The organism is Pseudomonas baetica (genome assembly GCF_019733355.1).
Classification (GTDB): domain Bacteria; phylum Pseudomonadota; class Gammaproteobacteria; order Pseudomonadales; family Pseudomonadaceae; genus Aquipseudomonas; species Aquipseudomonas baetica_A.
On sequence record NZ_JAIHLQ010000001.1, the window covers coordinates 68558 to 93961 of the forward strand.

The following is a 25404-nucleotide window of genomic DNA, read 5'->3' on the forward strand; positions in this document are numbered from 1 at the left end:
GCTACATTCTTGCAATAGCCGCGAGATGAACCTCCTGTATCCGGAGGTTCAATCCTCTCGCGCCTACCCGGTAGACGGGGTCCAACCAGAACAAGAACGACTAAGGAGGCCCCGTGATCGACGGGCAACCGCTCGCCTGCTTTCAGCCTTTCATCGACACGGCCACCGGACGCATAGCAGGCGTCGAAGCGTTAGGACGCCTGCGTCAGGCTGACGGTCAACTGACCTCGGTCGGGCCATTGTTCGCCGACAGCCGCACGCCTGCCATCGCGCTGCGCCGCCTTGATCGGCAGATTCGTGACAACGCCCTGAGTCGCTTGCATGAAGCCCCGGCTGACTGGTTTCTCAGCCTGAACATGTCGCCGCGCTGGATCAGTCGACTGCGCTCCGATCAAGCGCTACCCAGCCTTAAACAACTGGCACGCCATAATGTTGATCCGCAACGTATCGTGTTCGAAATCACCGAATTGGGGGGCAATGGTGAGCGCCTTGCCGAAGTGGTCGCGCGCTATCGCCAGGCCGGTGCGCGGATTGCCATCGATGACTTTGGCGCCGGTTATTCGCAACTTGATCGAGTGCTGGCGTTGCAACCGGATATCCTCAAACTCGACATGCGTTTATTTCAGGCCGCCGCCCTAGGCGGCCCGAGCAGTGATGTTGTGAAAGCGCTTGCACAAATGGCCGAGAAAACCGGCTGCTGGATCATCGCCGAAGGTGTCGAGACCGAAGCCCAACTGAATTTCGCCCTCGAGTGCGGTTCACGTTACGTGCAGGGTTTTCTGTTCGCCCGGGCCCAGGAAGCCTTCTATCCGACAGACGCTTTTGTGCAACGTTTTGCCGAGCTACGCCAGCGGTACGTTCGACAGAAACTCGCCGAACGCGGACGGTTGATGCAGATGCGCAAGCAACTCAGTGAATTAATGGCAATCCTGCAAAACTGGGCTCAGGCTCACGCGCCACTCAGTGCATTGCCACAACTGGAGGCCTTCCCATGGCTGCTGCGGTTTTATCAATGCGACCGTCACGGCACGCAACTGACTCCCAATCTGGAATGGCGCAACAACGGCTGGGTCGCCGATAACCGTTATCTGGGGCACAACTGGTCATGGCGCCCGTACTTCTACCATTTGCTCGCCGAAGGCTGGGAGGAAAGGCGCCTGACCCTGTCCAACACCTACCGCGATGCCACCAGCAACCAGTATTGCCTGACGGCCGGACAGTTTTTCGACAACGGCGAACGGTTGCTGTTGATCGACATCGATGCGGCGGGGCTGTAGTTCCGCTTGCAGGTGCCGCCGTGAACCGGGAAGCTAGGGCAATTCAGTCACCAGACGGAGAGAATCAGCCTTGGATTGGCACACCCTGCTCAACCGCGAACGCCTCGGAAAGCCCCTGCACAGCCCGCAAGAGCTCGGCCGCAGCCCTTTCCATAAAGACCATGACCGCATCATTTTCTCCGGCGCCTTCCGCCGCTTGGGTCGCAAGACCCAAGTGCATCCGGTGTCGAGCAACGACCACATCCACACGCGCCTGACCCATTCACTGGAAGTCAGTTGCGTCGGCCGTTCGTTGGGCATGCGCGTCGGTGAAACCCTGCGCAATGCCCTTCCCGATTGGTGCGATCCCGCCGACCTGGGGATGGTCGTGCAATCGGCTTGTCTGGCTCACGACATCGGCAACCCGCCGTTTGGCCATTCAGGTGAAGATGCCATTCGCCACTGGTTTCAACAGGCGGCCGGGCGTGGCTGGCTTGATGGCATGAGTGAAGCCGAACGCGCCGACTTCCTCAATTTTGAAGGCAATGCCCAGGGTTTCCGGGTGCTCACGCAGCTTGAGTACCATCAGTTCGACGGCGGCACCCGCCTGACCTACGCCACGCTTGGCACGTATCTGAAATACCCGTGGACAGCCCGTCACGCTGACTCCCTTGGATACAAAAAACACAAATTCGGTTGCTATCAGAGCGAGTTGCCACTGCTCGAACAGATCGCTCACAAGCTTGGACTGCCGCAACTGGAAGACCAGCGCTGGGCGCGCCATCCGTTGGTGTACCTGATGGAAGCCGCCGACGACATCTGCTATGCCCTGATCGACCTCGAAGACGGTCTTGAGATGGAGTTGCTGGAATACGCCGAAGTCGAATCGCTGCTGCTCGGACTGGTGGGTGATGATCTGCCGGAAACCTATCGTCAGCTTGGCCCGCAGGATTCGCGTCGACGCAAACTGGCAATCCTGCGTGGCAAGGCCATCGAGCATTTGACCAACGCGGCGGCGCGGGCCTTTGTCGAGCAACAGGACGCACTGCTCGCCGGCACGTTGCACGGCGATCTGGTCGAGCACATGCACGGCCCGGCCAAGCGCTGTGTATTGAACGCCAAGGACATTGCCCGCAAGAAGATCTTTCAGGACAAACGCAAAACCCTGCACGAAATCGGCGCCTACACGACGCTGGAGATTCTACTCAACTCGTTCTGCGGTGCTGCACTGGAACAACACAACGGGCGCACGCCGTCGTTCAAGAGTCGACGTATTCTCGATTTGCTGGGCAATAACGCACCGGATCCGCAGGGTTCGTTGCACACTTCATTTTTACGCATGATCGATTTCATTGCAGGCATGACCGACAGCTACGCCAGCGAAATGGCGCTGGAGATGACCGGTCGCTCCAGTCGCTGATTCGGCCCCATTCGGTCGGCATTCAGCCGGCTGAATGTCTGGCGATCACTTTCTCTGCTCAATCGCTTATGAGACGGGCACATTCAGCAGTTTTATGGCGCGACGTAACGGCAAAACAAACAAAAACAAACAAGCCACGAATCAGCACACTTAAACACCTATAAAAAACCATTAACAACCAGCACTTGCAAAACATTCAAGCCGAACTATAAGCCACTGCAATTCCTGTACATCCTTACGCCCAACCTAGTTCGACCGTAGTACCTTTCCTCATTAACTGTAGGAATAATCCGATAACGCGACTGAAGCCAAGTCACTTCATGCGAGCCTTCATCTATCTGGGCTAAGGTGCGCGCTTTATTCGTGCTTGTATGGGATTTGATTATGAACTCCGTTTTTATTGTCGACGATCACCCGGTCATCCGTCTCGCCGTTCGCATGCTGCTGGAACATGAAGGTTATAAGGTCGTCGGAGAGACCGACAATGGGGTCGATGCCATGCAGATGGTGCGCGAGTGCATGCCGGACCTGATCATTCTCGACATCAGCATCCCAAAACTCGACGGTCTGGAGGTACTGGCGCGATTCAACGCCATGAGTTCGCCGTTGAAAACCCTGGTACTGACCGCGCAATGCCCGACTTTATTCGGAATTCGCTGCATGCAATCCGGTGCGTCGGGCTATGTATGTAAACAGGAAGACCTAAGCGAATTGGTCAGTGCTATAAAGGCGGTACTTTCCGGTTACAACTATTTCCCCAGCCAAGCGTTGAATCCGGTTCGCAGCGACGATATTCGTTATACAGAACTGGAACTCTTCAAGTCCGTCAACGATCGCGAGTTGATGGTATTGCAACTGTTTGCCCAAGGACGCACCAACAAGGAAATAGCCAAAGGCATGTTTCTCAGCAATAAAACCGTCAGCACCTACAAAAAACGCCTTATGCAGAAACTCAAAGCCAAGTCCCTTGTAGAGCTTATCGAGATGGCCAAACGTAACGCACTCGTGTGAGAGCCAGCATGCCCAGTCGTTTAAAAGACTATTTAATTACGTTGAGTGCCGGTCTGTTCTTGAGCAGCAATGTGTTCGCCATGCCTTTTGATTCACCGGACTATAACTTGCTCAGCCGCTCGGCGAGCGAATCGGTGCCAGTGGCACTCGAACAGTCTCAACGACAGTGGCTGCAAACCCGTAGCGAGTTGGTACTGGGCACCTCCGCTCCCGATTACCCCCCCTTCGACATGACCGCCAGCGGTCGCGATTACGAGGGGCTGACCGCCGACTATGCGGGGCTTCTCAGTCAAACCATCGGTTTGCCGATCCGGGTCAAACGCTTTCCCTCCCGGGAGGCCGCGATTCACGCGCTCATCGACGGCCAGGTTGACCTGCTGGGTACGGCGAACGGGTTCGAAGCCAGTAATGCCGACATCACGCTATCCGAACCGTACGCAATTGATCAGCCAGTGCTCGTTACCCGCGAAGACGAAAACCGCTCCCTGACCGAAGGCCTGGCAGGCCTGCGACTGAGCATGGTGTATCACTACTTGCCGCCCCCTGACGTCAAGATGCTTTATCCCAAAGCGCTCATTACCTGCTACCCCTCCTATCAAAACGCGATCAACGCCGTCGCGTTCGATCAGGCCGATGTATTTCTCGGTGACACGCTTTCCACCCATTACATGATCAACAAGGGCCACCTGAACAACGTCCGCATGGCCAATTTCGGCAAGCAGGAAGCCCTCGGATTCAGCTTCGCCGTACGGCGTAACAATCCGCAATTGCTGGGCATCATCGACGCCGTGCTCAAAGCGGTTCCACGCAGCGAACGGGACAACATCGCCAAGCGCTGGAGCGCAGGCAGCGACCTGCTCCTCACCGATCAGAAGCTGCAATTGACCAGACGCGAAGAAACATGGCTCAAACAGCATCCCGTGGTGAGTGTGGTGGTGAATGAAGCATACGCGCCGCTGACCTTCTTCGACGGCGACGGCAATTTTCGAGGAATCAGCGCAGACCTTCTCGAACTGATCCGCCTGCGCACCGGCCTGCGCTTCGAGATCCATCGCAGCCGTAACGACGCGCAGATGATCAAACAGATCGACAGCCATAAGGCCGATCTCATAGCAGCACTACTACCAACTGCCGAGAGGGAAAAAACCCTGAACTTCAGTCGGCCCTATCTGGAAAACTCTTACGTCTTGCTGACACGCAAAAGCGCTGACAGCCCATCCAATCTGGGTCAGCTCAAAGACAAGCGGCTAGCGATTGCCCAAGGCAATCCGATGGTCGAGTATTTGCGACGCGAGTTCCCACGTATCCAGTTGATCGAAACAGAAGATACATTCAGCGCCGTCTCGCTACTCGCCGAAGGTCACGTTGACGGCGCGGTGAATTCATTGGTGATCGCCAACTACTTCATTTCTTCGCGGATCTTCGAACGCGCGTTGCAAATCACCACCACCATCGGCACCGGTCAGGCAGCGTTCTCCCTGGCAACAGCCCGTGATAACAAGGAACTGGGTTCGATCATCAACAAAGCGTTGCTGAGCATTGCCCCCGAAGAGCTCGGCGTGATCAACGGCCGGTGGCGCGGTTACTCCAGCGCCTCGCAGAACATCTGGCGCAACTATCAGCGCCTGTTCTATCAAGTGATCACAGGAGCCTGTCTGGTCCTGCTGCTCCTGCTGGCCTGGAACGCCTACATGCGACACCAGATCAAACAGCGCCAGGCAGCCGAGCGAGCCTTGAGCGACCAGTTCGAGTTCATGAGCTCACTGGTCAACGGCACACCACACCCGATCTACGTTCGCGACCGCAAAGGTCTGTTGCAAAGCTGCAACGACAGCTACCTCGAAGTGTTCAATGCCAGACGCGAGGACGTTATCGGCAAAAGCGTCATGCAAGGCACTCTGAGCAACGCCTTCGAAGCGCAGGCGTTTCAAGCCGATTACCAGCGCGTAGTGAACGAAGGCATTCCCCAGTTACTGGATCGTCCCCTGCACATCGGTAACCGCCGGCTGACGATCTATCACTGGATCATCCCGTATCGCGACTCCAGCGGCGAAGTAAAAGGCATAATCGGTGGCTGGATCGACATCAGCGAGCGTCGCCAACTGTTCGACGAGTTGCGCACCGCCAAAGAGCAGGCAGATGAGGCGAACCGTGCCAAGAGCACTTTTCTTGCCACCATGAGTCACGAGATCCGCACACCGATGAATGCTGTGATCGGTATGCTCGAACTGACGCTCAAACGCATGGATCAACAGCATCCGGACCGTTCATCGATCGACACCGCCTACCATTCGGCCAAGGATCTGTTGGGCTTGATCGGCGACATTCTCGACATCGCACGGATCGAATCCGGACGCCTGAGCCTTTGTCCGGAACGGGTCAATCTGGTCGACACGGTGGCGTCTGTTGCCAGAATTTTCGACGGCCTCGCCCGGCAGAAAAATCTCGCCCTGCAAATCATCTTCAATCCGCCGGATCTGGCGGTCGACGTGCACCTGGACCCACTGCGCTTCAAGCAAGTGCTGTCCAATCTGGTCAGCAACGCCATCAAGTTCACCGAGCGAGGACATATCAGGATCACCCTTGACCTCATGAGCACGGAGGTGCCGGCTCGTGCGCTGATGCAACTGACCGTACAGGACAGCGGCGTCGGTATCAGTGCCGAGGATCAGCAGCGTTTGTTCGCACCCTTTGCCCAGGCGGAGAACAGCCATCAGCAGGCCAGAAGCGGCGCAGGTCTGGGCCTGGTCATCAGTCGCAATCTGTGCGAAATGATGGGCGGACAACTGCAATTGAGCAGCCAGCCCGGTATCGGCACTCAGGTATGCATTTCCTTGCCGCTGGAAACCTTGCTGGCCCAGGTGAGTACGGCCCGAAGTGACCCCCCTGTCAAAACTTCGCTGGCGCCCCTGCGCGTACTTGTGGTGGACGATCACCCTGCCAACCGCTTGTTGATGTGTCAGCAACTGGAGTTCCTCGGTCATCACTTCAGCATCGCCGAGAACGGTCGCTGCGGACTTGAACTGTGGAAGGATGGCGGGTTCGACCTGGTGATTGTTGACTGCAACATGCCCCTGATGAATGGCTATGAACTGACCCGCGCCATTCGCCAGCAAGAGCTGCAGAGCCGCTGCCCACCCTGCACGGTGCTGGGCTTCACCGCCAATGCACAACCCGAGGAGATACAACGTTGCAAACAGGCCGGCATGAACGATTGCCTGTTCAAACCCCTGAGCCTGAGTCTGCTCAGCCAGTGGCTCGATGACATCGTCCCGGTTTCACCCCCCCCTGCATTCAACCTGCAAAGTCTGAACATGTTGACCGGCGGCAATCCTGCACAGGCTCGGCGGCTGCTGGTTGAACTGCTCAAAAGCAGCCGTCTCGACCGACAGGAACTGCTCGCGTTGTCGCCGCAAGACAATCCCGGAGCCTTGGCGGTGGTCGCTCACAAGATCAAAGGCGCCGCGCGCATCGCTCAGGCAACGCGCGTAATCGAATGCTGTGATGCCCTTGAACAGGCCTGCGCGCAGGCATTGGCAACGGACGAGATCGCCCGCCGTTGCGAAGCGAGCAACCGGGCAATACTCGAACTGGAACAAGCCTTGCAACAACAATTAGCGTTGTCCGATCAAGGCACAATGAGCGTGCCTTAACTATGCTTGGCGCTGAGCAGTGAGTTAACCATCAAGGAGAACCGGAAATGCCCAGCCCACTGCGCCCGGAACAACGCCGGTTCCCGCTGCACGTGCACATCAGTGTCATGTTCACGTTTCTCCTGTTGCTCACGGGCGTGGTACTGGGACTGTTCAATTATCGCCAGACGACGCAGATCATCCTGTCGAGCAGTGAAAAGCTGTTCAACAGGATCGAACAGGACGTGCGCCTGGACATGTCCGCGACCTATCAGCCAATCCGGCACCTGTTGAGCCTGCTGGCGGACAATCCCGCCACACAGGCCACGCGTCTTGATCAACGCTTGCCGCTGCTCAGACCGTTCAGCCAGTCGCTCACAGACAACCCGAACCTGGCCTCGCTCTATCTGGGTTATGCCAATGGCGATTTTTTCATGGTCCGCCCGCTACGCACCACTGCCTTGAAGACACTGCTCAAGGCTCCGGAAGCGGCGGCGTATCAGGTCTGGAGCATCGAGCATGACCAGCAGGGCAAGATGCATTCGCAATCGCTGTTCTTCGACCTCGCCCTGACGCCAATCAGCCGCCAGGACAATACCGAAGACGCCTACGATCCGCGCAGCCGCGCCTGGTTCCTCGACGCCCGCCAGCAAACCGAGCAGATCACCACCGAACCCTATGTGTTTTTCTCCACCCTCAATGTCGGCACCACGCTGGCCCGACGCAGTGGCGAGAATGCGGTGATTGGCGCCGACCTGACATTGGCCGCCCTGTCTGCCACCTTAAGCAAGCATGTCGTCACGCCTTCCACCGAAATTGTCCTGTTCGATGCCGACGGCAATGCCGTGGCTTATCCCGATAGCAGCCGCCTGATCGTCGATGATCGCACCGCGCATCTGGCCAGGGCGGCCGACTTGAGCCCGAGCCTCCATGCGCTGCTGTCCGGTGCACACACAGGCAATCGACTGGAAGCGAATGGCCGGCAATGGATCGTCGCACGCAGCAGCATTCAGGAAGGCGGCCCGAAAGGTTTGCAATTGGCGTTGCTCGTGCCGGAAGACGAACTGTTGGTCGATGCCTATCGCATGCGCTGGCAAGGTGCGTTGATCACCTTGGGCACCTTGTTGTTGTGCCTGCCATTGGGTTGGGTGATCTCGCGAATTCTGGTCAAACCGCTGCATGCGCTGGTGAAGGAAGCGGACGCGATCCGCAGTTTCGATTTCAACTTTCCGCTGGCACGGCGCTCTCCGGTACTTGAAGTCGACCAATTGAGCGTGTCGATGGCCCGAATGAAAGATACCTTGGCAAGTTTCTTCCGGATTACCGACACCCTGGGGGCCGAAACCCGGTTCGCACCTCTGCTGCAACGGGTACTGTTCGAAACGGTGCAGATCGCCCAGGCACAGGCAGGGCTGATCTATCTGCGTGAAAATGATGACAGCCGCATGGAGCCTTACGGGCTGGTGATCAATGGCACACCTCAAGCGTTGGAGGCGTTCGATATTCAGGGGCACGACCTGCACGAAAGCCAGGGCCCCGCATGGTTTGAACAATTGGTCAGCGCCGACAATGTGGTGAGCAACATTGGTGTCGATCAGGCCGGGGATCTGCAGAAAGTCTTGCTGGCAATGGCCTCGCCGCGCATCCATCTGATCGGCATCCGCCTGCACAACCGCCACGACGAAACCATCGGGCTGCTGATTCTGCTGATCAACGACAGCGGCACCCCGGCCGACCTCGAAAAACTGCGACCCGACCGCATTGCCTTCTTGCAGGCAGTCTCCGGTGCCGCTGCTGTCAGTATCGAGAGCCAACGCCTGCAAGCCAGACAGAAACAACTGCTCGATGCATTCATTCAGTTACTCGCCGGGGCCATCGACGCCAAGAGCCCCTATACCGGCGGGCATTGTCAGCGAGTGCCGGAGCTGACCCTGATGCTCGCCCAGGCCGCTGCGGCAAGCCAGGCGCCCGCCTTCAAGGCCTATCAGCCCACCGAGGATGAATGGGAAGCCTTGCACATTGCCGCGTGGCTGCACGACTGCGGCAAGGTCACGACGCCGGAATACGTGGTCGACAAGGCCACCAAACTGGAAACCCTCAACGACCGCATCCACGAAATCCGCACCCGTTTCGAAGTGCTCAAGCGCGATGCCTGGATCATTTACTGGCAGGCCCTGGCCCTGGGTGGAGACGAAACCTCACTGGTCGAACGGCGCGATGCAACCCTGTGCGAACTGGACGAAGACTTTGCCTTTGTGGCCCGCTGCAACCTGGGCAGTGAAGCGATGGCCGAAGCGGATCTGCAGCGCCTGCAGGATCTGTCCCAACGCACATGGGTGCGGACGCTGGATGACCGTTTGGGCGTGTCATGGGAAGAAAACAAGCGTCAGGCGAAAACGCCAGTGCAGAGTTTGCCAGCGCACGAAAAGTTGCTGGCGGACAAACCCGAACATTTACTTGAACGCGACGCAAACGAGTTGATTGCGGACGACAATCCATGGGGCTTCAAGCTGGATGTGCCGCGCTACAAATACAATCGCGGCGAGCTGTATAACCTGAGCATCGTGCGCGGAACACTGACCCGCGAAGAGCGCTACATCATCAATCACCACATGGTGCAGACGATCATGATGCTCAGCCACCTGCCCTTCCCCGGCCACCTCGACAGCATTGCCGAAATCGCGGGTGGCCATCATGAAAAAATGGACGGCACCGGTTACCCGAAACGCCTGAAGCGCGAAGAGATGAGCCTGCCAGCAAGAATGATGGCGATTGCCGATATTTTCGAGGCACTCACTGCGGCTGATCGCCCCTACAAGAAAGCCAAGTCGTTGAGCGAGGCCCTGGGGATCATGGCTACCATGTGCCGCGAGGCGCACATCGATGCGCAGTTGTTTGGATTATTCATCAACGACGGCGTGTACATGCAGTACGCCGAACGTTTTCTCGATCCACACCAGATTGATGCGGTGGATACGGCCAGCCTGTTGCAAAAGGCCGGCCTTGGCGGGTGATCAGCAGTCGGTCAGGCGCAGGAAGATCGCCGCCAGTTGCTCGATACCCGTCTGATCGGTGGCACCAAATCGCGCAAGCTTCGGGCTGTCGAGGTCAAGAACACCGATCAGGCGCCCCTCCTTGACCAGCGGCACGACCAGTTCACTGTTCGAGGCGCTGTCGCAGGCGATATGACCGGGAAACGCGTGAACGTCTTCAACCCGCTGGGTCTGCCGAGTGGCCGCTGCGGCGCCACACACACCGCGCCCGAACGGAATACGCACGCAAGCGATCTGGCCCTGAAACGGGCCGAGCACCAGCTCTTCGTGGCGATTGAGGTAGAAACCCGCCCAGTTCAGATCCTCGAGCTGGTTGAACAGGAACGCGGAAAACTGCGCAGCGTTGGCGATAAAATCGCGCTCATCCGCCAGCAGCGACTCCAGTTGCGCGGCCAACATGCCATAACCTTCGAGGCCCTGGCCGCTTTGTTGCAAATCAATCATGCCTTGTGCTCCAACAATTTCAGTCCCACCCAATAACGGGCGAATTGGTACGCGCAACGTCCGTTGCGATTGCCGCGGCCGGTGGCCCAACGCACGGCAAGGATGTCCAGTGCTTCGTCGCGCTGCCAGCTCAGGCCAGCCTTGGCGGCCAACTGGCCGATCCAGTGTTCGACAACATTCAGGAAGTGTTCTTGGGTAAACGGATAAAACGACAGCCACAGACCGAAACGATCCGACAGCGCGATCTTGTCTTCCACCGCTTCACTGGGGTGCAGCTCGCCGTCGACGCGTTTCCAGTTCTCGTTGTCGCTTTCCTTCTCCGGCACCAGGTGACGGCGATTGGAAGTGGCGTACAGCAAGACGTTGTCCGGCGCCTGCTCCAGAGAGCCGTCAAGCACGCTTTTGAGAATGCGGTAATCACCTTCACCGGATTCGAACGACAAGTCATCGCAGAACAGCACAAAACGTTGCGGCAGTTTGGCAATCTGCTCGACCACACGCGGCAAGTCGGCCAGATGGTCGCGCTCGATCTCGATCAGGCGCAGGCCAGCCTTGGCGTGCTCGGCGAGCAACGCGCGTACCAGCGAGGATTTGCCGGTGCCGCGCGAGCCCCAGAGCAAAGCGTGGTTGGCCGGCATGCCGTCGAGGAATTGCCGGGTGTTGCGCCCCAGTTGCTCAAGCTGACGGTCAACACCGATCAGGTCGGACAGCCGCATGTCGAGGCTGACTTCCAGCGGCAGCAGAAAACCGCTGCGTCCGTCACGCTGCCAGCGCGCAGCCAGGCAAATACCCCAATCGATGACGGGACGAGGGACCGGCAACAACGGTTCGATCCGCGCCAGAACAGACTCGGCACGTTCAAGAAAAGCATTCAATCGGGAATCCACGTCTTCTCCTCGGACACTTTCACAGTGATGATGGCGATCCAGCGACGACACTCAGATCAAAATTCCCGCGCCGAGCCTTGTTACAAGGCGATTCGGGAACCTCGGTATCCGTACATGATCGACTATGCTTGAGCAGCGAAGGGAAACGGAAGTGGTTCAACACCCCATGGATATCAAATTCACTCACCGGCTGTCATACAAACAAGCCAGGCTTACTGTGCTGGTCGGGTTCATTCTCGGCACGCTGCTCAGCCTACTGCAAATCGGCATCGATTATGCCAGTGAAGACGCCGCCATCAACCGTGAAATCCTGTCTTTGCTGGAGATCAGCCATAACCCGGCATCACGCATTGCCTACAACATCGATGCCGAACTGGCCCAGGAACTCGCCTTGGGCCTGCTGCGCTCACCGGCAATCATTTCTGCGCAACTGATCGACAACAACAATACGGTGCTGGCCAGTGTAAAACGCCCTGAGCTGCAAAACGGCTATCGGGTGATCAGCGATTTCCTCTTCGGCGCCAAGCGTCAATTCGAAGATCGCCTGTATCTGGATCACCTGCCCAACGAATCGCTGGGAATCCTGAGTCTTGAAGTCGACACCTACACGTACGGCAGCCGCTTCCTGCGCCGGGCCGAGGTCACACTGCTCAATGGCTTCGCGCGCAGCCTGATCCTGACCGGCATTCTGCTGGCGCTGTTTTACGTGATGCTGACCAAACCGCTGGTTCGCGTCATTCGCGAGCTCAGCGGACGTGACCCTCGCAGCGCCGAAGCGGCCACGCTGGAATGCCCGGCCGGGCATGCCAACGATGAAATCGGCGTACTGGTCAAAGTCGCCAATCAGCAATTCGAGAACATCGCCACCGAGATCCAGCAGCGGCGCAACGCCGAAAACCGTCTGACCGAATACCTCGGCCAACTGGAAGACATCGTCTCGACACGGACCGCCGAACTCAAAGCGATCAATACCCGGCTCAGCCAGTCTAATCAGGAGCTTGAAGTCGCCCGCGGCACTGCGCTGGAGATGGCCGAAGCACGGTCGGCGTTCCTGGCCAACATGAGCCATGAGATCCGCACGCCACTCAACGGTCTGCTGGGGATGATTGCGCTATCACTCGACGGACCGCTGAATGCCGAGCAACAACAACAGCTATCAATCGCCCACGACTCGGGCAAAGTGCTGGTGGAGTTGCTTAACGATATTCTCGACCTCTCTAAATTCGATGCAGGGCAACTGGAACTCGAGCACATCCCGTTCGATCTCGGCTCATTGATCGAGGACACCGCCAACCTGCTGTCGCAGAACGCGGCGCCGAGCGTCGAGCTGACCTGCCTGATTGATCCGCACTTCCCCGCACTGGTGCTGGGCGATCCGACCCGGGTTCGGCAGATCGTCAGCAACCTGCTGTCCAACGCCCTGAAATTTACCCGCTTCGGGCGGGTGGATGTGCGATTGTCGACCTACAAGGATGGCGTACGTATCGAAGTCTGCGACACCGGTATCGGTATCGCACAGGAAGCACAGGTGAAGATCTTCCAGCCGTTCACTCAGGCAGGTGCCGGCATTACCCGCCAGTACGGAGGCACAGGACTGGGATTGGCGCTGACTTACAACCTCTGCGAAGCCATGCAGGGACGCCTGAGTATCAGTTCCGAGACAGGTTTCGGCAGCCAGTTCTGCGCCGAGCTTCCGCTGCCCTGCCATACCCGAGCACTGGCTCCGGTTCTTCTTCAAGGCAAAGTCCTCGCCATTACCGCCGCCAGCAGTGGCTTGGCAGAGTTGTTGAAAAATCTGCTGCCGGTCTGGGGCCTTGCATACGAACAACGCACTATTGATGACTCGCTGCTGGGGCTGTCGCCCGATGTGCTGATCACTGACTGCCCTGAGTGCCTGTTCGGACTGCGTCCGACACTCACCGCTCCGATCCTGCTGGTGACCGCCTACGGCAGTTTCCTGCCCAGCGAAGAAGCCGCAGCCCTCGCCCCGTTGCAACAGCAGGCCCGACCACTGGCGCGTAACGCGCTCTATCAGAATCTGCGGCGCACCCTGAACCCGGAGGTCGCCACCATCAACGATGCACAACTCGAAACTTCGCCCCCCGTCAGACGCGGGCGCGTGCTGCTGGTCGAGGACAACCCGGTCAATCAACTGGTGGCCAAAGGCATGCTCGGCAAACTGGGCTGTGATGTCGTGGTGGCTGCCCATGGCGCCGAAGCGCTGGATCAGTTGGAGTATCAGGAATTCGATCTGGTGCTGATGGACTGCAACATGCCCGTGATGGACGGTTATGAAGCGAGCCGACAGATTCGTCAGAGCGGACGCTGGCCAAACCTGCCGATTGTCGCGTTGACCGCCAACGCTATGTCCGAGGAGCGCGAACGCTGTCGGGCGGCGGGCATGAGTGACTACTTGGCCAAGCCGTTTCGCCGTGAAGAGCTGGCGGCATTGCTGGACCAATGGATTACGACTACGCCAGCGCTTTGATTTGGCCCAGCAAGTGATCGAGTCCGTCGCGCAAGTCACTCAATCGATCCAGATCCACACCGCTGTCGCACAGCAGACGGGCCTTCAGTGGCCCGACCTGCTCGCGTAGCGCTTGTCCCGCCGCCGTCAGGCTCAAATGCACCTCACGCTCATCGCGCACCGAGCGCTGACGCTGTACCAGTTGAAATTGCTCCAGCCGCTTGAGCAATGGGGTCAAGGTGCCGGAATCCAGCGCCAGTCGTTCGCCAAGTGCCTTGACCGTCGGTTGCTCTGGCGCGCTGGCCTGCCATTCCCACAACACCAGCATCGCCAGGTATTGCGGGTAGGTCAGGCCAAGCTGATCGAGCATCGGCTTGTAGGCGCGGATCACCGCACGGGAAGCGGCATACAGCTTGAAGCACAACTGACTGTCGAGGTTCAGCGAATCGACGGACAGGCTGTTCATTTGAGCAGGGCTTCGATCTCGCGGCTCAGATCCTGCGGTTTGGTGGCCGGCGCAAAGCGCTTGACCAACTGGCCATCCTTGCCAATCAGGAATTTGGTGAAGTTCCACTTGATGCCCTCAGAACCGAGTAGACCCGGAGCGCGCTTCTTCAATTGCACAAACAATGGGTGGGCGCTGGTGCCGTTGACTTCGATCTTTTTGAACAGCGGGAAGCTGACACCGAAATTCAGTTCGCAGAACTCACTGATCGCGCCTTCATTGCCCGGCTCCTGCTTGCCGAATTGATTGCATGGAAAGCCCAGAACTACCAGACCTTGATCCTTGTAGGTCTGCCAGAGTTCCTCCAGCCCTTTGTACTGTGGGGTGAAGCCGCACTTGCTGGCAGTGTTGACCACCAACACCGCTTTACCGGCGAAATCAGCCAAGGTTTTTTGCTCACCCTTGATGGTGGTGCAAGGGATATTAAGCAGGTTGTCGCTCATGGGGCGCGCTCTGAAATCAGGAAGAAGACGAAAACATAGCGAGCAATTGAATTGCATGCAATTTAATTAATGGGATCGACCCTGCCCAGAAGCAGCCGAAGGCTGCGATCTGTGATTTTGAAAGATCAAAAGATCGCTACCTTCGTCAGTTCCCGGGGGGGCGCGTTACGAGCGGGGTACCAGTTCCAGACACACCGAGTTGATGCAATAGCGCAAACCAGTCGGCGGCGGACCGTCCGGGAAGACGTGCCCCAAATGCGCATCACAGCGCGCGCATTTCACTTCAGTACGAATCATGCCGTGGCTGATATCGCGGATTTCGGTCATGGCACTTTCGCCGATTGGCGCGTAGAAGCTAGGCCAACCGCAACCGGAATCGAATTTGGTCGTGGAGTCGAACAATGGCTCGTTACAGCAGACGCAGTGGTAAACACCATCAGTTTTGGTGGCGTTGTACTTGCCGGAGAACGGTCGCTCGGTCGCACTGAGGCGGCAAACCTCGTACTGCTGCGGATCGAGCATGGCTTTCCATTCTTCCAGGGTTTTTTCCAACTTTTCCATCATCACACCTCAGCGGCTGAAAAAGCCCGATCTGTACCTTTTCCACGGATCGGGCGGCACGTATGATTGCGCCTCGTCACACGCCAGTCTGGCAGCCAGACCGGGCGCATTCAAACGGATTCTGGGCACTACGCCTCAAGACATTCGCCTGTACGAAGACGCAGGAATCCCAGCACGGTTGTCCATCCACCGTCTGGACCGTTCATTTTCGGGATCACATCGCCATGCAGTTCAGCAAATCGAACAAGCTCGCCAACGTCTGCTACGACATTCGCGGCCCGGTGCTCAAGCACGCCAAACGACTGGAAGAGGAAGGCCAGCGCATCCTCAAGCTGAACATCGGCAATCCGGCGCCGTTCGGTTTCGAAGCGCCGGACGAAATCCTTCAGGATGTGATCCGCAACCTGCCGACCGCGCAAGGCTACAGCGATTCCAAAGGTCTGTTCAGTGCGCGCAAGGCCGTGATGCAGTACTACCAGCAGAAACAGGTCGAAGGTGTCGGCATCGAAGACATCTACCTGGGTAACGGCGTTTCCGAGTTGATCGTGATGTCGCTGCAGGCGCTGCTCAACAATGGCGACGAAGTATTGGTGCCGGCCCCAGACTATCCGCTGTGGACCGCTGCCGTGAGCCTGGCCGGCGGCAACGCGGTGCACTACCTGTGCGACGAAGGCGCCGACTGGTTCCCGGACCTGGCCGACATCAAGGCCAAAATAACCCCGAATACCAAGGCCATGGTGATCATCAACCCGAACAACCCGACCGGCGCGGTGTATTCGAAGGAAGTGTTGCTGGGCATGCTGGAACTGGCCCGTCAGCACAACCTGGTGGTGTTCTCCGACGAAATCTACGACAAGATTCTGTACGACGACGCGGTGCACATCTGCACCGCGTCCCTGGCCCCGGATCTGCTGTGCCTGACCTTCAACGGTCTGTCGAAGTCCTATCGCGTGGCTGGCTTCCGTTCCGGCTGGATCGCGATTTCAGGACCGAAACACAACGCCCAGAGTTACATCGAAGGCATCGACATGCTGGCCAACATGCGTCTGTGCGCAAACGTGCCAAGCCAACATGCGATCCAGACCGCATTGGGCGGCTATCAGAGCATCAATGATCTGGTACTGCCGCAAGGTCGCCTGCTGGAACAGCGCAACCGTACCTGGGAACTGCTCAACGACATCCCGGGGGTGAGTTGCGTCAAACCGATGGGCGCGCTTTACGCGTTCCCACGGATCGATCCGAAGGTCTGCCCGATCCACAACGACGAAAAATTCGTCCTTGACCTGTTGCTCTCCGAGAAGTTGCTGGTGGTGCAAGGCACGGCATTCAACTGGCCGTGGCCGGATCACTTCCGCGTCGTCACCCTGCCCCGGGTCGACGAGCTCGAAATGGCCATCGGCCGCATCGGCAACTTCCTCAAGTCCTACCGCCAGTAGATGGCCAGCAGTGCGCAACGGCCCGAACGTTGCGCACTGTCTGATTCAGCAACACTTCTGCGCTCCCCTCCTCCACACGCCCTCTACACTTGCGATTCGCACCGGTCATATACGTCTGACGCAATGGCGACGGGTCGCGGCTGTGTGTCGTCCGTGTCAGTGTCTGTTGTGGGAAATGGGGCGTGCGCCGAAGAAATCGCTGTAGGACACAGTTTGAAATAGTCACCCGGTTGAATAGCCGGGTGCAGCACCTTATATACCCCGCAGTACGCTACATCTTTAGCTTGAGGAGATTTCTACAACCATGATGCGCATCCTGCTGTTTTTGGCCACTAACCTGGCGGTCGTGCTGATAGCCAGCATCACCCTGAGCCTTTTCGGCTTCAACGGGTTCATGGCGGCCAACGGGGTTGATCTCGACCTCAGTCAGCTGCTGGTTTTCTGTGCGGTCTTTGGTTTCGCCGGCTCCCTGTTCTCGCTGTTCATCTCCAAGTGGATGGCGAAGATGAGCACCGGCACTCAGATCATCAGCCAGCCACGTACCCGGCATGAGCAATGGCTGCTGCAAACCGTCGAGCAATTGTCCCGCGAAGCCGGGATCAAGATGCCCGAAGTCGGTATCTTCCCGGCCTACGAAGCGAACGCGTTCGCCACTGGCTGGAACAAGAACGACGCACTGGTCGCCGTCAGTCAGGGCCTGCTCGAGCGTTTTTCGCCCGATGAAGTGAAAGCCGTGCTGGCCCACGAAATCGGCCACGTTGCCAACGGCGACATGGTCACCCTGGCGCTGATCCAGGGCGTGGTAAACACTTTCGTGATGTTCTTCGCGCGGATCATCGGCAACTTCGTCGACAAGTTCTTTTTCAAGAACGAAGAAGGCCGGGGCATTGCCTACTACGTGGCCACCATCTTCGCCGAACTGGTACTGGGCATCCTGGCCAGTGCGATCGTCATGTGGTTCTCGCGCAAACGCGAATTCCGCGCCGACGAAGCCGGTGCACGTCTGGCCGGCACCAGCGCGATGATCGGTGCACTGCAACGCCTGCGCGCCGAACAGGGCCTGCCGGTACACATGCCGGACACCCTGAATGCGTTTGGCATCAACGGTGGCATCAAGCAGGGCTTCGCCCGCATGTTCATGAGCCACCCGCCGCTGGAAGAGCGTATCGACGCTTTGCGTCGTCGCGGTTGAACCTGCCCATATAAAAAAAGAGGGCCCGCAGTGATGCGGGTCTTTTTTATTGCTTCGAGTAATGGGCTGCTTTTGCTGACGTCATCGCTGGCAAGTCAGCGATGACTTCAGTACTGCCCCCCAAAAAAACTAATGACTGGAAATACGGTAAACCCTCTCCTCCAACCGCGTCACGCCAGCCTGCAAGAACTTCCAGCTCTCCCCCAGCACATCCTGCTGTTCCAGCACTTGCACCTGCCAGCCACCGCCCAGCAACCGCTGCACCTCATCGTCCAACACCGCGAACGGCGGCCCGGACATCTTTGACTGATCGTAATCCAGCGTAATCAACACCCCTTGCAAGCCCTGCGGCAAGATCTGCTGAAGGTGCGCCGCATACTGCTCACGCATCGGTGGCGGGAGCGCGATCATCGCTGCCCGGTCGTACAGCGCTGTGCAATCGGCGACATCGTCCGCTTTCAGTGCAAAGAAATCACCACACCACAGCTCGATAGATCCAGCGCGATATACCTTGAATACGCCCCTCTCGCTGATTTGCGGGGACACCCGCTGCTCGCTGAAAAAATCCTCGACAGCTTTTTCCGACAGCTCAACCCCTAAAACCTTGTGGCCACGCCCGGCCAGCCACAGCAAATCCAGACTTTTCCCACACAGTGGCACCAGTACGCGGGCCGATACAGGGATCGGCAGATCCGGCCAGTGCCGCTGCAAATGGGGGTTCACCTCAGGCTGATGAAAGCCGATCTGGTCAGATGCCCACTTCTTGTGCCAAAACTCAGGCTGCATGTGTCGTTCCTAAAAAATCGATCAAAAAGCGTTAAAACTTATATTAGATTTAGATCAATGAACTGACTGAAGATGGCTCATCTTACCGCTCAGGAACCCGTCCATGCTTCCCAGCCTGTTTATCTCCCATGGATCGCCCATGCTCGCGCTGGAGCCCGGCGCCAGCGGCCCAGCCCTCGCACGACTGGCCGCCGAATTGCCCAGGCCCGAAGCCATCGTGATTGTCTCCGCACACTGGGAGAGTCACGAATTGCTGGTCAGCAGCCATCCGCAACCCGAGACATTGCATGACTTCGGCGGTTTCCCGCGCGCCCTGTTTGAAGTGCAGTACCCGGCGCTGGGCAATCCGCAACTGGCTGCCGAGGTCGCCGATCTGCTGACCATCAACGGTCTCCCCGTGCGCCTCGACCCACAGCGCCCGTTCGATCACGGCGTCTGGGTGCCGCTGTCTCTGATGTATCCCGAGGCAAATATTCCAGTGGTGCAAGTTTCGTTACCGAGTCGCGGCGGTCCGGCACTGCAAACACGCGTCGGCCGTGCGCTGGCAAGCCTGCGCGAACAAGGGATTTTGCTGATCGGCTCTGGCAGCATCACTCACAACCTGCGTGAGCTGGACTGGCATGCCGGTCCGGAGAGCGTCGAGCCGTGGGCAAGGGAATTCCGTGACTGGGTGATCGACAAGCTTGCGACCGATGATGAAGCGGCGCTGCATGACTACCGCCAGCAGGCGCCTAACGCGGTGCGCAGCCATCCAAGTGATGAGCATTTGTTGCCGTTGTACTTCGCTCGGGGTGCCGGGGGTGAATTCAGTGTGGCGCATCAGGGCTTCACGATGGGTGCGTTGGGTATGGATATTTATCGTTTCGGCTGACGCCTTCGCGAGCAGGCTCGCTCCCACAGGTTTTGTGGGAGCATAAAAAACAGGCAAAAAAAATCCCCGAACCAGTCGGGGATTTTTTATGTTCGATCAATCAGCCCAGGGCGGATCAATCTTCGCGATAGCGACGCAGTTTCAGCTGCTTACCGGCAACGCGAGTGTCCTTCAGCTTGGTCAGGAGTTTGTCCAGACCATCTTCCGGCAGCTCAACGAGGCTGAAGCTGTCACGCACCTGGATGCGACCGATCGCTTCACGGGCCAGACCACCTTCGTTGAGGATGGCGCCCAGCAGGTTTTTAGCGGCGATACCGTCACGCGCACCCAGCGCGGTACGGCAACGCGCACGGCCTTCGCCCAAAGGAATTGGCGCGCGACGCTCGCGATCACCACGGTCCGGACGGTCACCGCTACGCTCAGGACGGTCGCCACGCGGTGCGTTGTTAGGCACCAGTGGACGTTCCTTCTCGATCGCAGCCAGCGTCAGCGCTTGACCATTGGTGGCCTTGCGCAGCAGAGCAGCAGCCAGAGCACGCGGCGTGCAACCGATGTCTGCAGTCAGACGATCCAGCAGCTCACCGTGAGTCGATTCAGCATCGGCAACCAGCGGCGCCAGGCTGTTGGTCAGTTTCTTGATGCGCGCATCGAGAACTGCCTGAGCGTCCGGCAGGCGAACCTCGGCAACTTTCTGACCGGTTACACGCTCGATCACTTGCAACATGCGGCGCTCACGCGGAGTCACCAGCAGCAATGCGCGACCTTCGCGACCGGCACGGCCAGTACGGCCGATACGGTGAACGTAGGACTCTGGATCGTACGGCATGTCCACGTTGAACACGTGAGTGATGCGCGGAACGTCCAGACCACGGGCAGCAACGTCGGTCGCCACAACGATGTCCAGACGACCATCCTTGAGCGAGTCAATTACGCGCTCACGCTGGTTCTGGGCGATATCACCGTTCAGCGCAGCGGCTTTGTAGCCTTTGGCGTCGAGGGCACTGGCCAGATCCAGGGTCGCTTGCTTGGTGCGCACGAACATGATCAGAGCGTCGAAATCTTCCACTTCCAGCAAGCTGAGAACGGCCGAAGTCTTCTGGTCAGCGTGAACCAACAGGTGAGCCTGTTCGATCGCGGTAACGGTTTGGGTCTTGGTCTGGATCTTGACGTGTTGCGGATCGCGCAGGTGGCGTTCGGCAATGGCGCGGATCGACTGCGGCAGGGTAGCCGAGAACAAAACGGTCTGACGGGTCGCTGGCAGAGCCTTGAAGATGACTTCCAGGTCATCCATGAAGCCCAGTTTCAACATTTCGTCAGCTTCGTCGAGAACCAGGTGGTTCACGGTCGACAGCACTTTCTCGTCGCGACGCAGGTGGTCGCACAGACGGCCCGGAGTGGCGACAACGATCTGTGCGCCGTTACGGATAGCCTTGAGTTGCGGGCCCATCGGCGCGCCGCCGTAAACGGCGACAACGGTGACGCCTGGCATTTGCTTGGCGTAGGTTTCAAAAGCGGTTGCTACTTGCAGCGCCAACTCTCGGGTTGGCGCCAGGATCAGGGCTTGCGGTTCGCGCTTGGCAGGATCGATGCGGTGCAGAATAGGCAGTGCGAACGCGGCGGTTTTACCGGTACCGGTTTGCGCCTGGCCAATCATGTCCTGGCCGGCCATGATGATCGGGATCGATTGCTGCTGAATCGCCGAAGGCTCTTCGTAGCCGGTCGCTGCGACGGCTGCAAGAATATTCGGGTTAAGATTAAAAGCGGCGAATCCGCCGGTTTCCTGGGTCATGGGTCTGCCTCTAAGTGCATCCGCAAAGACCCATGCTCCAAAGCTGCGCATGCCGTGTTGAGACTCAAGAGTCGCCCTGGCAGCTTTGTCGGCGGGGATTTGCGAAAACGAATGAATGAGAAAAAGAATCGTCCGGGAAGAGCCCGCAATGCGGACGTGCAGCCGAAGCTGACTTCGGGAAATTGCGCTACCTAAACGCGGCCAGGTTAAAGGCCGGCGCGCACTATACCGGATTTTGCCCAAAAAGGGAGCTTTTTTTATCGCCTGAATGCGTGCGTCACCGCTGTGTAATGGGGTTTTGCGGATAATCGCGCCAAGGTCTATTTTTCAAAGGCCCGGCCCTACGGGTGATGACGCTAAAACGATTCACCGATGTGCGGCATACCGTCGCTGCCCGCCCTTCCCGCCTGAGGATTTAGCCATGAATCAGCCCTGCCCCGGCCGTGTCAGCCGAGAACGTCGTGGCCATGTCCACCTGATCGGCCTCGACCGAGCGGCCAAGCGCAATGCGTTCGACCTCGACCTGCTCAATGACTTGAGCCTTGCCTACGGCGAGTTCGAGGCCGACAGCGAGGCGCGGGTGGCGGTGGTGTTCGGGCATGGCGAGCACTTTACCGCTGGTCTGGATCTGGTGAATGCGAGCGCCGCCCTTGCGCAAGGCTGGCAAGTTCCGACCGGCGGTTGTGATCCATGGGGGGTGTTCGTCGGCCCACGGGTGAGCAAACCGGTGCTTGTCGCGGTGCAAGGCTACTGCCTGACCATTGGTATCGAGTTGATGCTGGCGGCGGATATCAACCTGTGTGCGAGCAATACCCGCTTCGCGCAAATGGAAGTTCAGCGTGGGATCTTTCCTTTTGGTGGCGCGACTTTACGTTTTCATCAGGTGGCCGGCTGGGGCAATGCCATGCGTTGGTTGCTGACCGGGGATGAGTTTGATGCCCACGACGCATTAAGGCTGGGGTTGGTGCAGGAAGTGATGGCCAGCGAAGATCTGCTGCCACGGGCGATTGAACTGGCTGAGCGGATTGCCCGACAGGCGCCGTTGGGGGTACAGGCGACTTTGCAATCGGCGCGACAGGCGCGCTATGAAGGTGAGACGGCGGCGGCGCAGGGGTTGCCGACGCTGGTGAAAAAGTTGCTGAGTAGTGAGGATGCCAAGGAAGGTATCAAGTCGCTGGTTGAACGGCGCCCGGGCATCTTCAAAGGGATCTGAGAAATGTGGTGCTCTTCAGGCCCTCTTCGCGAGCAAGCCCGCTCCCACATTTGGAATGCATTTCAAGTGTGGGAGCGGGCTTGCTGGCGAAGGGGTCAGCACTGAAGACTCAAGTCGCCGGACGAATCGCCTTGATCAACGACTGCAACGAATACCCCAACTGCGGCGCCAGCGCTTCAGCCCGGGCGGTCAATGCCTGCATGTCCAGTGCCTGATCGAGATCCGCCGGGACAATCAGAATCACATTGCCCTCCTTCACCGGCAACTCCCAGTAATGTCGATGATAGAGCCCGCGCAACAACGCCGCGCCCAGCGGCTTGCCGTCATCGGTGGCCCACTGATTGATCACCAGCCAGCCGCCCGGATTCAGACGCTTCTGACAGTCACCCAGGAAACGCCAGGCAAGGTGCCCGACACCCGGCCCGACATCGGTATAGAGGTCGACAAAAATCAGATCCGCAGGCTCGGCAGTTGCCAGCAACTCGAGCGCATCGCCAACACGAATGTACAGACGCGGATCATCATCCAGCCCAAGGTATTCAATGGCCAGACGCGGCACGTCGGGACGCAGCTCAATCGCTTCGACATCCTCCAAAGGCAGGAACTTGAGGCAGGCCTGAGTCAGCGTACCGGCGCCCAGTCCGAGGAACAGCGCACTCTCCGGCCGCTCATGGCACAACGCGCCAATCAGCATCGCCCGGGTGTAGTCGTATTCCAGCCAGCTCGGATCAGCGGTGAACACGCAGCTCTGCTCGATTGCATCGCCGAATTCGAGAAAGCGGTAATCAGCCACTTCCAGCACGCGAATCACGCCGAACTCATCCTGTACTTCGGCGAGCAGATGCTCGACGCGTTCCTCAGTCATTTCGTCTCCTGATGGTCACCGGGCGCGGTGACGCGATGGCACCGCTTTGGCGCCGTGGCAAAGCGGCGATTGTCGGCGAAGGGGCAGGAACAGGTCACGCACTAATTTGCTGATACCATGGCCTTCCGTGCGTAGAACCTTAGAGACCGTGATGAACCAACCCTGGAGCCCTGAAAGCTGGCGTGCCCTGCCGATCCAGCAACAACCCCAATACCCCGACGCCGCGCACTTGCGCCAGGTCGAGCAGACGCTGGCCAGCTATCCGCCACTGGTGTTTGCCGGCGAAGCACGCGAACTGCGTCGTCAGTTTGCCGAGGTGACTCAGGGGCGGGCGTTCCTGCTGCAGGGCGGTGACTGCGCCGAAAGCTTTGCCGAATTTTCCGCGGCGAAAATTCGCGACACGTTTAAAGTGTTGCTGCAAATGGCAATCGTCATGACCTTCGCCGCGGGTTGCCCGGTGGTCAAGGTTGGGCGTATGGCCGGCCAGTTTGCCAAGCCGCGCTCAGCCAACGACGAAACCATCGGCGGCGTGACCCTGCCGGCCTACCGTGGCGACATCGTCAACGGCATCGGTTTTGACGAAAAAAGCCGTGTGCCGGACCCGGAACGCCTGCTGCAGTCTTATCACCAGTCCACCGCGACACTGAACCTGTTGCGCGCCTTCGCCCAGGGCGGTTTTGCCGACCTGCATCAAGTGCACAAGTGGAATCTCGATTTCATCGCCAACTCGGCGCTGGCCGAGAAGTACAGCCACCTCGCTGGCCGCATCGATGAAACCCTGGCTTTCATGCGCGCTTGCGGCATGGACAGCTCGCCGCAATTGCGCGAAACCAGTTTCTTCACCGCCCACGAAGCACTGCTGTTGAACTACGAAGAAGCCTTCGTGCGTCGCGACAGCCTGACCAACGATTACTACGATTGCTCGGCGCACATGCTGTGGATCGGCGACCGCACCCGTCAGCTCGACGGCGCTCACGTCGAATTCCTGCGCGGTGTGAACAACCCGATCGGGGTGAAAGTCGGCCCGAGCATGGATCCCGACGATTTGATCCGCCTGATCGACGTGCTCAACCCCGACAACGATCCGGGTCGCCTGAACCTGATCGCGCGAATGGGCGCGAACAAGGTCGGCGATCACCTGCCAGCACTGATCCGTGCGGTGCAGCGTGAAGGCAAGCAGGTGCTATGGAGCTGTGACCCGATGCACGGCAACACGATCAAGGCCAGCAGCGGCTACAAGACCCGCGATTTTGCGCAGATCCTCGGCGAGGTGAAACAGTTCTTCCAGGTGCACGAAGCCGAAGGCACTTATGCCGGAGGGATTCATATCGAGATGACCGGGCAGAATGTCACCGAGTGCATTGGTGGGGCGCGGCCGATCACTGAAGATGGCTTGTCGGATCGTTATCACACGCACTGTGACCCGCGCATGAATGCCGATCAGTCGCTGGAACTGGCGTTTTTGATTGCTGAGACGCTGAAGCAGGTTCGCCGTTGAATCAGTCTGGCATCTAGCGTCTGACAGGCCGCATTCGCGAGCAAGCCCGCCCCCACACTGGTTTAGTGAACAACA

At 58.5% G+C, this 25404-nt stretch carries 19 protein-coding genes; 11 read left to right on the top strand and 8 right to left on the bottom strand.

Annotated features, from left to right (window positions below):
- Nucleotides 1–113 precede the first annotated feature (113 nt).
- The 5 genes from K5E40_RS00320 (at nt 114) to K5E40_RS00340 (ending at nt 10333) form a co-directional block, all read left to right on the top strand.
- Complete coding sequence (locus tag K5E40_RS00320) at nt 114–1277, top strand: EAL domain-containing protein (RefSeq protein ID WP_221729183.1); 1164 nt, start codon at nt 114–116, stop codon at nt 1275–1277.
- Between the two features lie 70 nt (nt 1278–1347).
- Nucleotides 1348–2676 carry a deoxyguanosinetriphosphate triphosphohydrolase gene (locus K5E40_RS00325; RefSeq protein ID WP_221729184.1) on the top strand — a complete coding sequence of 443 codons (1329 nt, stop codon included), beginning with the start codon at nt 1348–1350 and terminating at the stop codon, nt 2674–2676.
- Nucleotides 2677–3060: 384 nt separating this feature from the next.
- Nucleotides 3061–3687, top strand: a complete 627-nt coding sequence (locus K5E40_RS00330) for a response regulator transcription factor (protein ID WP_103304761.1) — start codon at nt 3061–3063, stop codon at nt 3685–3687.
- Between the two features lie 8 nt (nt 3688–3695).
- The gene (locus K5E40_RS00335; RefSeq protein WP_221729185.1) at nt 3696–7340 is read left to right on the top strand and encodes a transporter substrate-binding domain-containing protein; all 3645 of its coding nucleotides are present in this window, start codon (nt 3696–3698) and stop codon (nt 7338–7340) included.
- Nucleotides 7341–7387: 47 nt separating this feature from the next.
- Nucleotides 7388–10333, top strand: coding sequence for an HD domain-containing phosphohydrolase (locus K5E40_RS00340; protein WP_221729186.1), 2946 nt, complete (start codon nt 7388–7390; stop codon nt 10331–10333).
- Here K5E40_RS00340 and K5E40_RS00345 read toward each other — a convergent pair whose 3' ends face one another.
- Entirely contained in the window at nt 10334–10816 is a 483-nt protein-coding gene (locus tag K5E40_RS00345; RefSeq protein ID WP_221729187.1) for a GAF domain-containing protein, read from the bottom strand.
- Nucleotides 10813–11703 (bottom strand): ATP-binding protein, encoded by an 891-nt coding sequence (locus K5E40_RS00350; RefSeq protein ID WP_221729188.1) that lies wholly within the window; start codon nt 11701–11703, stop codon nt 10813–10815. The genes K5E40_RS00345 and K5E40_RS00350 overlap by 4 nt, the downstream gene beginning before the upstream one ends.
- Nucleotides 11704–11869: 166 nt before the next feature.
- Here K5E40_RS00350 and K5E40_RS00355 point away from each other — a divergent pair, with 166 nt between their 5' ends.
- Nucleotides 11870–14191 carry a response regulator gene (locus K5E40_RS00355; RefSeq protein WP_221729189.1) on the top strand — a complete coding sequence of 774 codons (2322 nt, stop codon included), beginning with the start codon at nt 11870–11872 and terminating at the stop codon, nt 14189–14191.
- On the opposite strand, the gene K5E40_RS00360 is transcribed toward K5E40_RS00355, so the two are convergent.
- The 3 genes from K5E40_RS00360 to msrB all read right to left on the bottom strand — a co-directional run bounded on the left by K5E40_RS00360 (nt 14175) and on the right by msrB (nt 15679).
- Nucleotides 14175–14636: a MarR family winged helix-turn-helix transcriptional regulator gene (locus K5E40_RS00360; protein WP_221729190.1), complete on the bottom strand. Its 462-nt coding sequence runs from the start codon at nt 14634–14636 to the stop codon at nt 14175–14177. The two genes, K5E40_RS00355 and K5E40_RS00360, sit on opposite strands and share 17 nt — an antisense overlap.
- Nucleotides 14633–15118, bottom strand: a complete 486-nt coding sequence (locus K5E40_RS00365) for a glutathione peroxidase (RefSeq protein WP_221729191.1) — start codon at nt 15116–15118, stop codon at nt 14633–14635. The genes K5E40_RS00360 and K5E40_RS00365 overlap by 4 nt, the downstream gene beginning before the upstream one ends.
- 165 nt (nt 15119–15283) lie before the next feature.
- Nucleotides 15284–15679 carry a peptide-methionine (R)-S-oxide reductase MsrB gene (msrB, locus tag K5E40_RS00370; RefSeq protein WP_221729192.1) on the bottom strand — a complete coding sequence of 132 codons (396 nt, stop codon included), beginning with the start codon at nt 15677–15679 and terminating at the stop codon, nt 15284–15286.
- Nucleotides 15680–15903: 224 nt separating this feature from the next.
- On the opposite strand from msrB, the gene K5E40_RS00375 reads away from it, so the two are divergent.
- Both K5E40_RS00375 and htpX read left to right on the top strand, forming a co-directional pair.
- Complete coding sequence (locus tag K5E40_RS00375; RefSeq protein ID WP_042560257.1) at nt 15904–17115, top strand: pyridoxal phosphate-dependent aminotransferase; 1212 nt, start codon at nt 15904–15906, stop codon at nt 17113–17115.
- 304 nt (nt 17116–17419) lie between these two features.
- The gene (gene htpX / locus K5E40_RS00380; protein WP_221729193.1) at nt 17420–18307 is read left to right on the top strand and encodes a protease HtpX; all 888 of its coding nucleotides are present in this window, start codon (nt 17420–17422) and stop codon (nt 18305–18307) included.
- Nucleotides 18308–18436: 129 nt separating this feature from the next.
- Here htpX and K5E40_RS00385 read toward each other — a convergent pair whose 3' ends face one another.
- The gene (locus K5E40_RS00385) at nt 18437–19093 is read right to left on the bottom strand and encodes a thiopurine S-methyltransferase (protein WP_221729194.1); all 657 of its coding nucleotides are present in this window, start codon (nt 19091–19093) and stop codon (nt 18437–18439) included.
- A 103-nt stretch (nt 19094–19196) separates the two neighbouring features.
- Here K5E40_RS00385 and K5E40_RS00390 point away from each other — a divergent pair, with 103 nt between their 5' ends.
- Nucleotides 19197–19964 (top strand): class III extradiol ring-cleavage dioxygenase, encoded by a 768-nt coding sequence (locus tag K5E40_RS00390; RefSeq protein WP_221729195.1) that lies wholly within the window; start codon nt 19197–19199, stop codon nt 19962–19964.
- Between the two features lie 115 nt (nt 19965–20079).
- Here K5E40_RS00390 and K5E40_RS00395 read toward each other — a convergent pair whose 3' ends face one another.
- Nucleotides 20080–21753 carry a DEAD/DEAH box helicase gene (locus K5E40_RS00395; RefSeq protein ID WP_221729196.1) on the bottom strand — a complete coding sequence of 558 codons (1674 nt, stop codon included), beginning with the start codon at nt 21751–21753 and terminating at the stop codon, nt 20080–20082.
- Between the two features lie 421 nt (nt 21754–22174).
- Here K5E40_RS00395 and K5E40_RS00400 point away from each other — a divergent pair, with 421 nt between their 5' ends.
- Nucleotides 22175–22966, top strand: coding sequence for a crotonase/enoyl-CoA hydratase family protein (locus tag K5E40_RS00400; protein WP_221729197.1), 792 nt, complete (start codon nt 22175–22177; stop codon nt 22964–22966).
- Nucleotides 22967–23075: 109 nt separating this feature from the next.
- Here K5E40_RS00400 and K5E40_RS00405 read toward each other — a convergent pair whose 3' ends face one another.
- Entirely contained in the window at nt 23076–23831 is a 756-nt protein-coding gene (locus K5E40_RS00405) for a spermidine synthase (protein ID WP_221729198.1), read from the bottom strand.
- 151 nt (nt 23832–23982) lie between these two features.
- On the opposite strand from K5E40_RS00405, the gene K5E40_RS00410 reads away from it, so the two are divergent.
- A complete protein-coding gene (locus K5E40_RS00410) occupies nt 23983–25329 on the top strand; it encodes a class II 3-deoxy-7-phosphoheptulonate synthase (RefSeq protein WP_221729199.1) in 1347 nt (448 codons plus the stop codon).
- Nucleotides 25330–25404 lie beyond the last annotated feature (75 nt).

Excerpts from the sequence above, each read along its gene's own strand:
- K5E40_RS00330 (WP_103304761.1), top strand. The coding sequence starts at position 3,061 with ATGAACTCCGTTTTTATTGTCGACGATCACCCGGTCATCCGTCTCGCC.
- K5E40_RS00335 (WP_221729185.1), top strand. The coding sequence starts at position 3,696 with ATGCCCAGTCGTTTAAAAGACTATTTAATTACGTTGAGTGCCGGTCTG.
- K5E40_RS00340 (WP_221729186.1), top strand. The coding sequence starts at position 7,388 with ATGCCCAGCCCACTGCGCCCGGAACAACGCCGGTTCCCGCTGCACGTG.
- K5E40_RS00345 (WP_221729187.1), bottom strand. The coding sequence starts at position 10,816 with ATGATTGATTTGCAACAAAGCGGCCAGGGCCTCGAAGGTTATGGCATG.
- K5E40_RS00355 (WP_221729189.1), top strand. The coding sequence starts at position 11,870 with ATGGATATCAAATTCACTCACCGGCTGTCATACAAACAAGCCAGGCTT.
- K5E40_RS00360 (WP_221729190.1), bottom strand. The coding sequence starts at position 14,636 with ATGAACAGCCTGTCCGTCGATTCGCTGAACCTCGACAGTCAGTTGTGC.
- K5E40_RS00365 (WP_221729191.1), bottom strand. The coding sequence starts at position 15,118 with ATGAGCGACAACCTGCTTAATATCCCTTGCACCACCATCAAGGGTGAG.
- msrB (WP_221729192.1), bottom strand. The coding sequence starts at position 15,679 with ATGGAAAAGTTGGAAAAAACCCTGGAAGAATGGAAAGCCATGCTCGAT.
- K5E40_RS00375 (WP_042560257.1), top strand. The coding sequence starts at position 15,904 with ATGCAGTTCAGCAAATCGAACAAGCTCGCCAACGTCTGCTACGACATT.
- htpX (WP_221729193.1), top strand. The coding sequence starts at position 17,420 with ATGATGCGCATCCTGCTGTTTTTGGCCACTAACCTGGCGGTCGTGCTG.
- K5E40_RS00385 (WP_221729194.1), bottom strand. The coding sequence starts at position 19,093 with ATGCAGCCTGAGTTTTGGCACAAGAAGTGGGCATCTGACCAGATCGGC.
- K5E40_RS00390 (WP_221729195.1), top strand. The coding sequence starts at position 19,197 with ATGCTTCCCAGCCTGTTTATCTCCCATGGATCGCCCATGCTCGCGCTG.
- K5E40_RS00395 (WP_221729196.1), bottom strand. The coding sequence starts at position 21,753 with ATGACCCAGGAAACCGGCGGATTCGCCGCTTTTAATCTTAACCCGAAT.
- K5E40_RS00400 (WP_221729197.1), top strand. The coding sequence starts at position 22,175 with ATGAATCAGCCCTGCCCCGGCCGTGTCAGCCGAGAACGTCGTGGCCAT.
- K5E40_RS00405 (WP_221729198.1), bottom strand. The coding sequence starts at position 23,831 with ATGACTGAGGAACGCGTCGAGCATCTGCTCGCCGAAGTACAGGATGAG.
- K5E40_RS00410 (WP_221729199.1), top strand. The coding sequence starts at position 23,983 with ATGAACCAACCCTGGAGCCCTGAAAGCTGGCGTGCCCTGCCGATCCAG.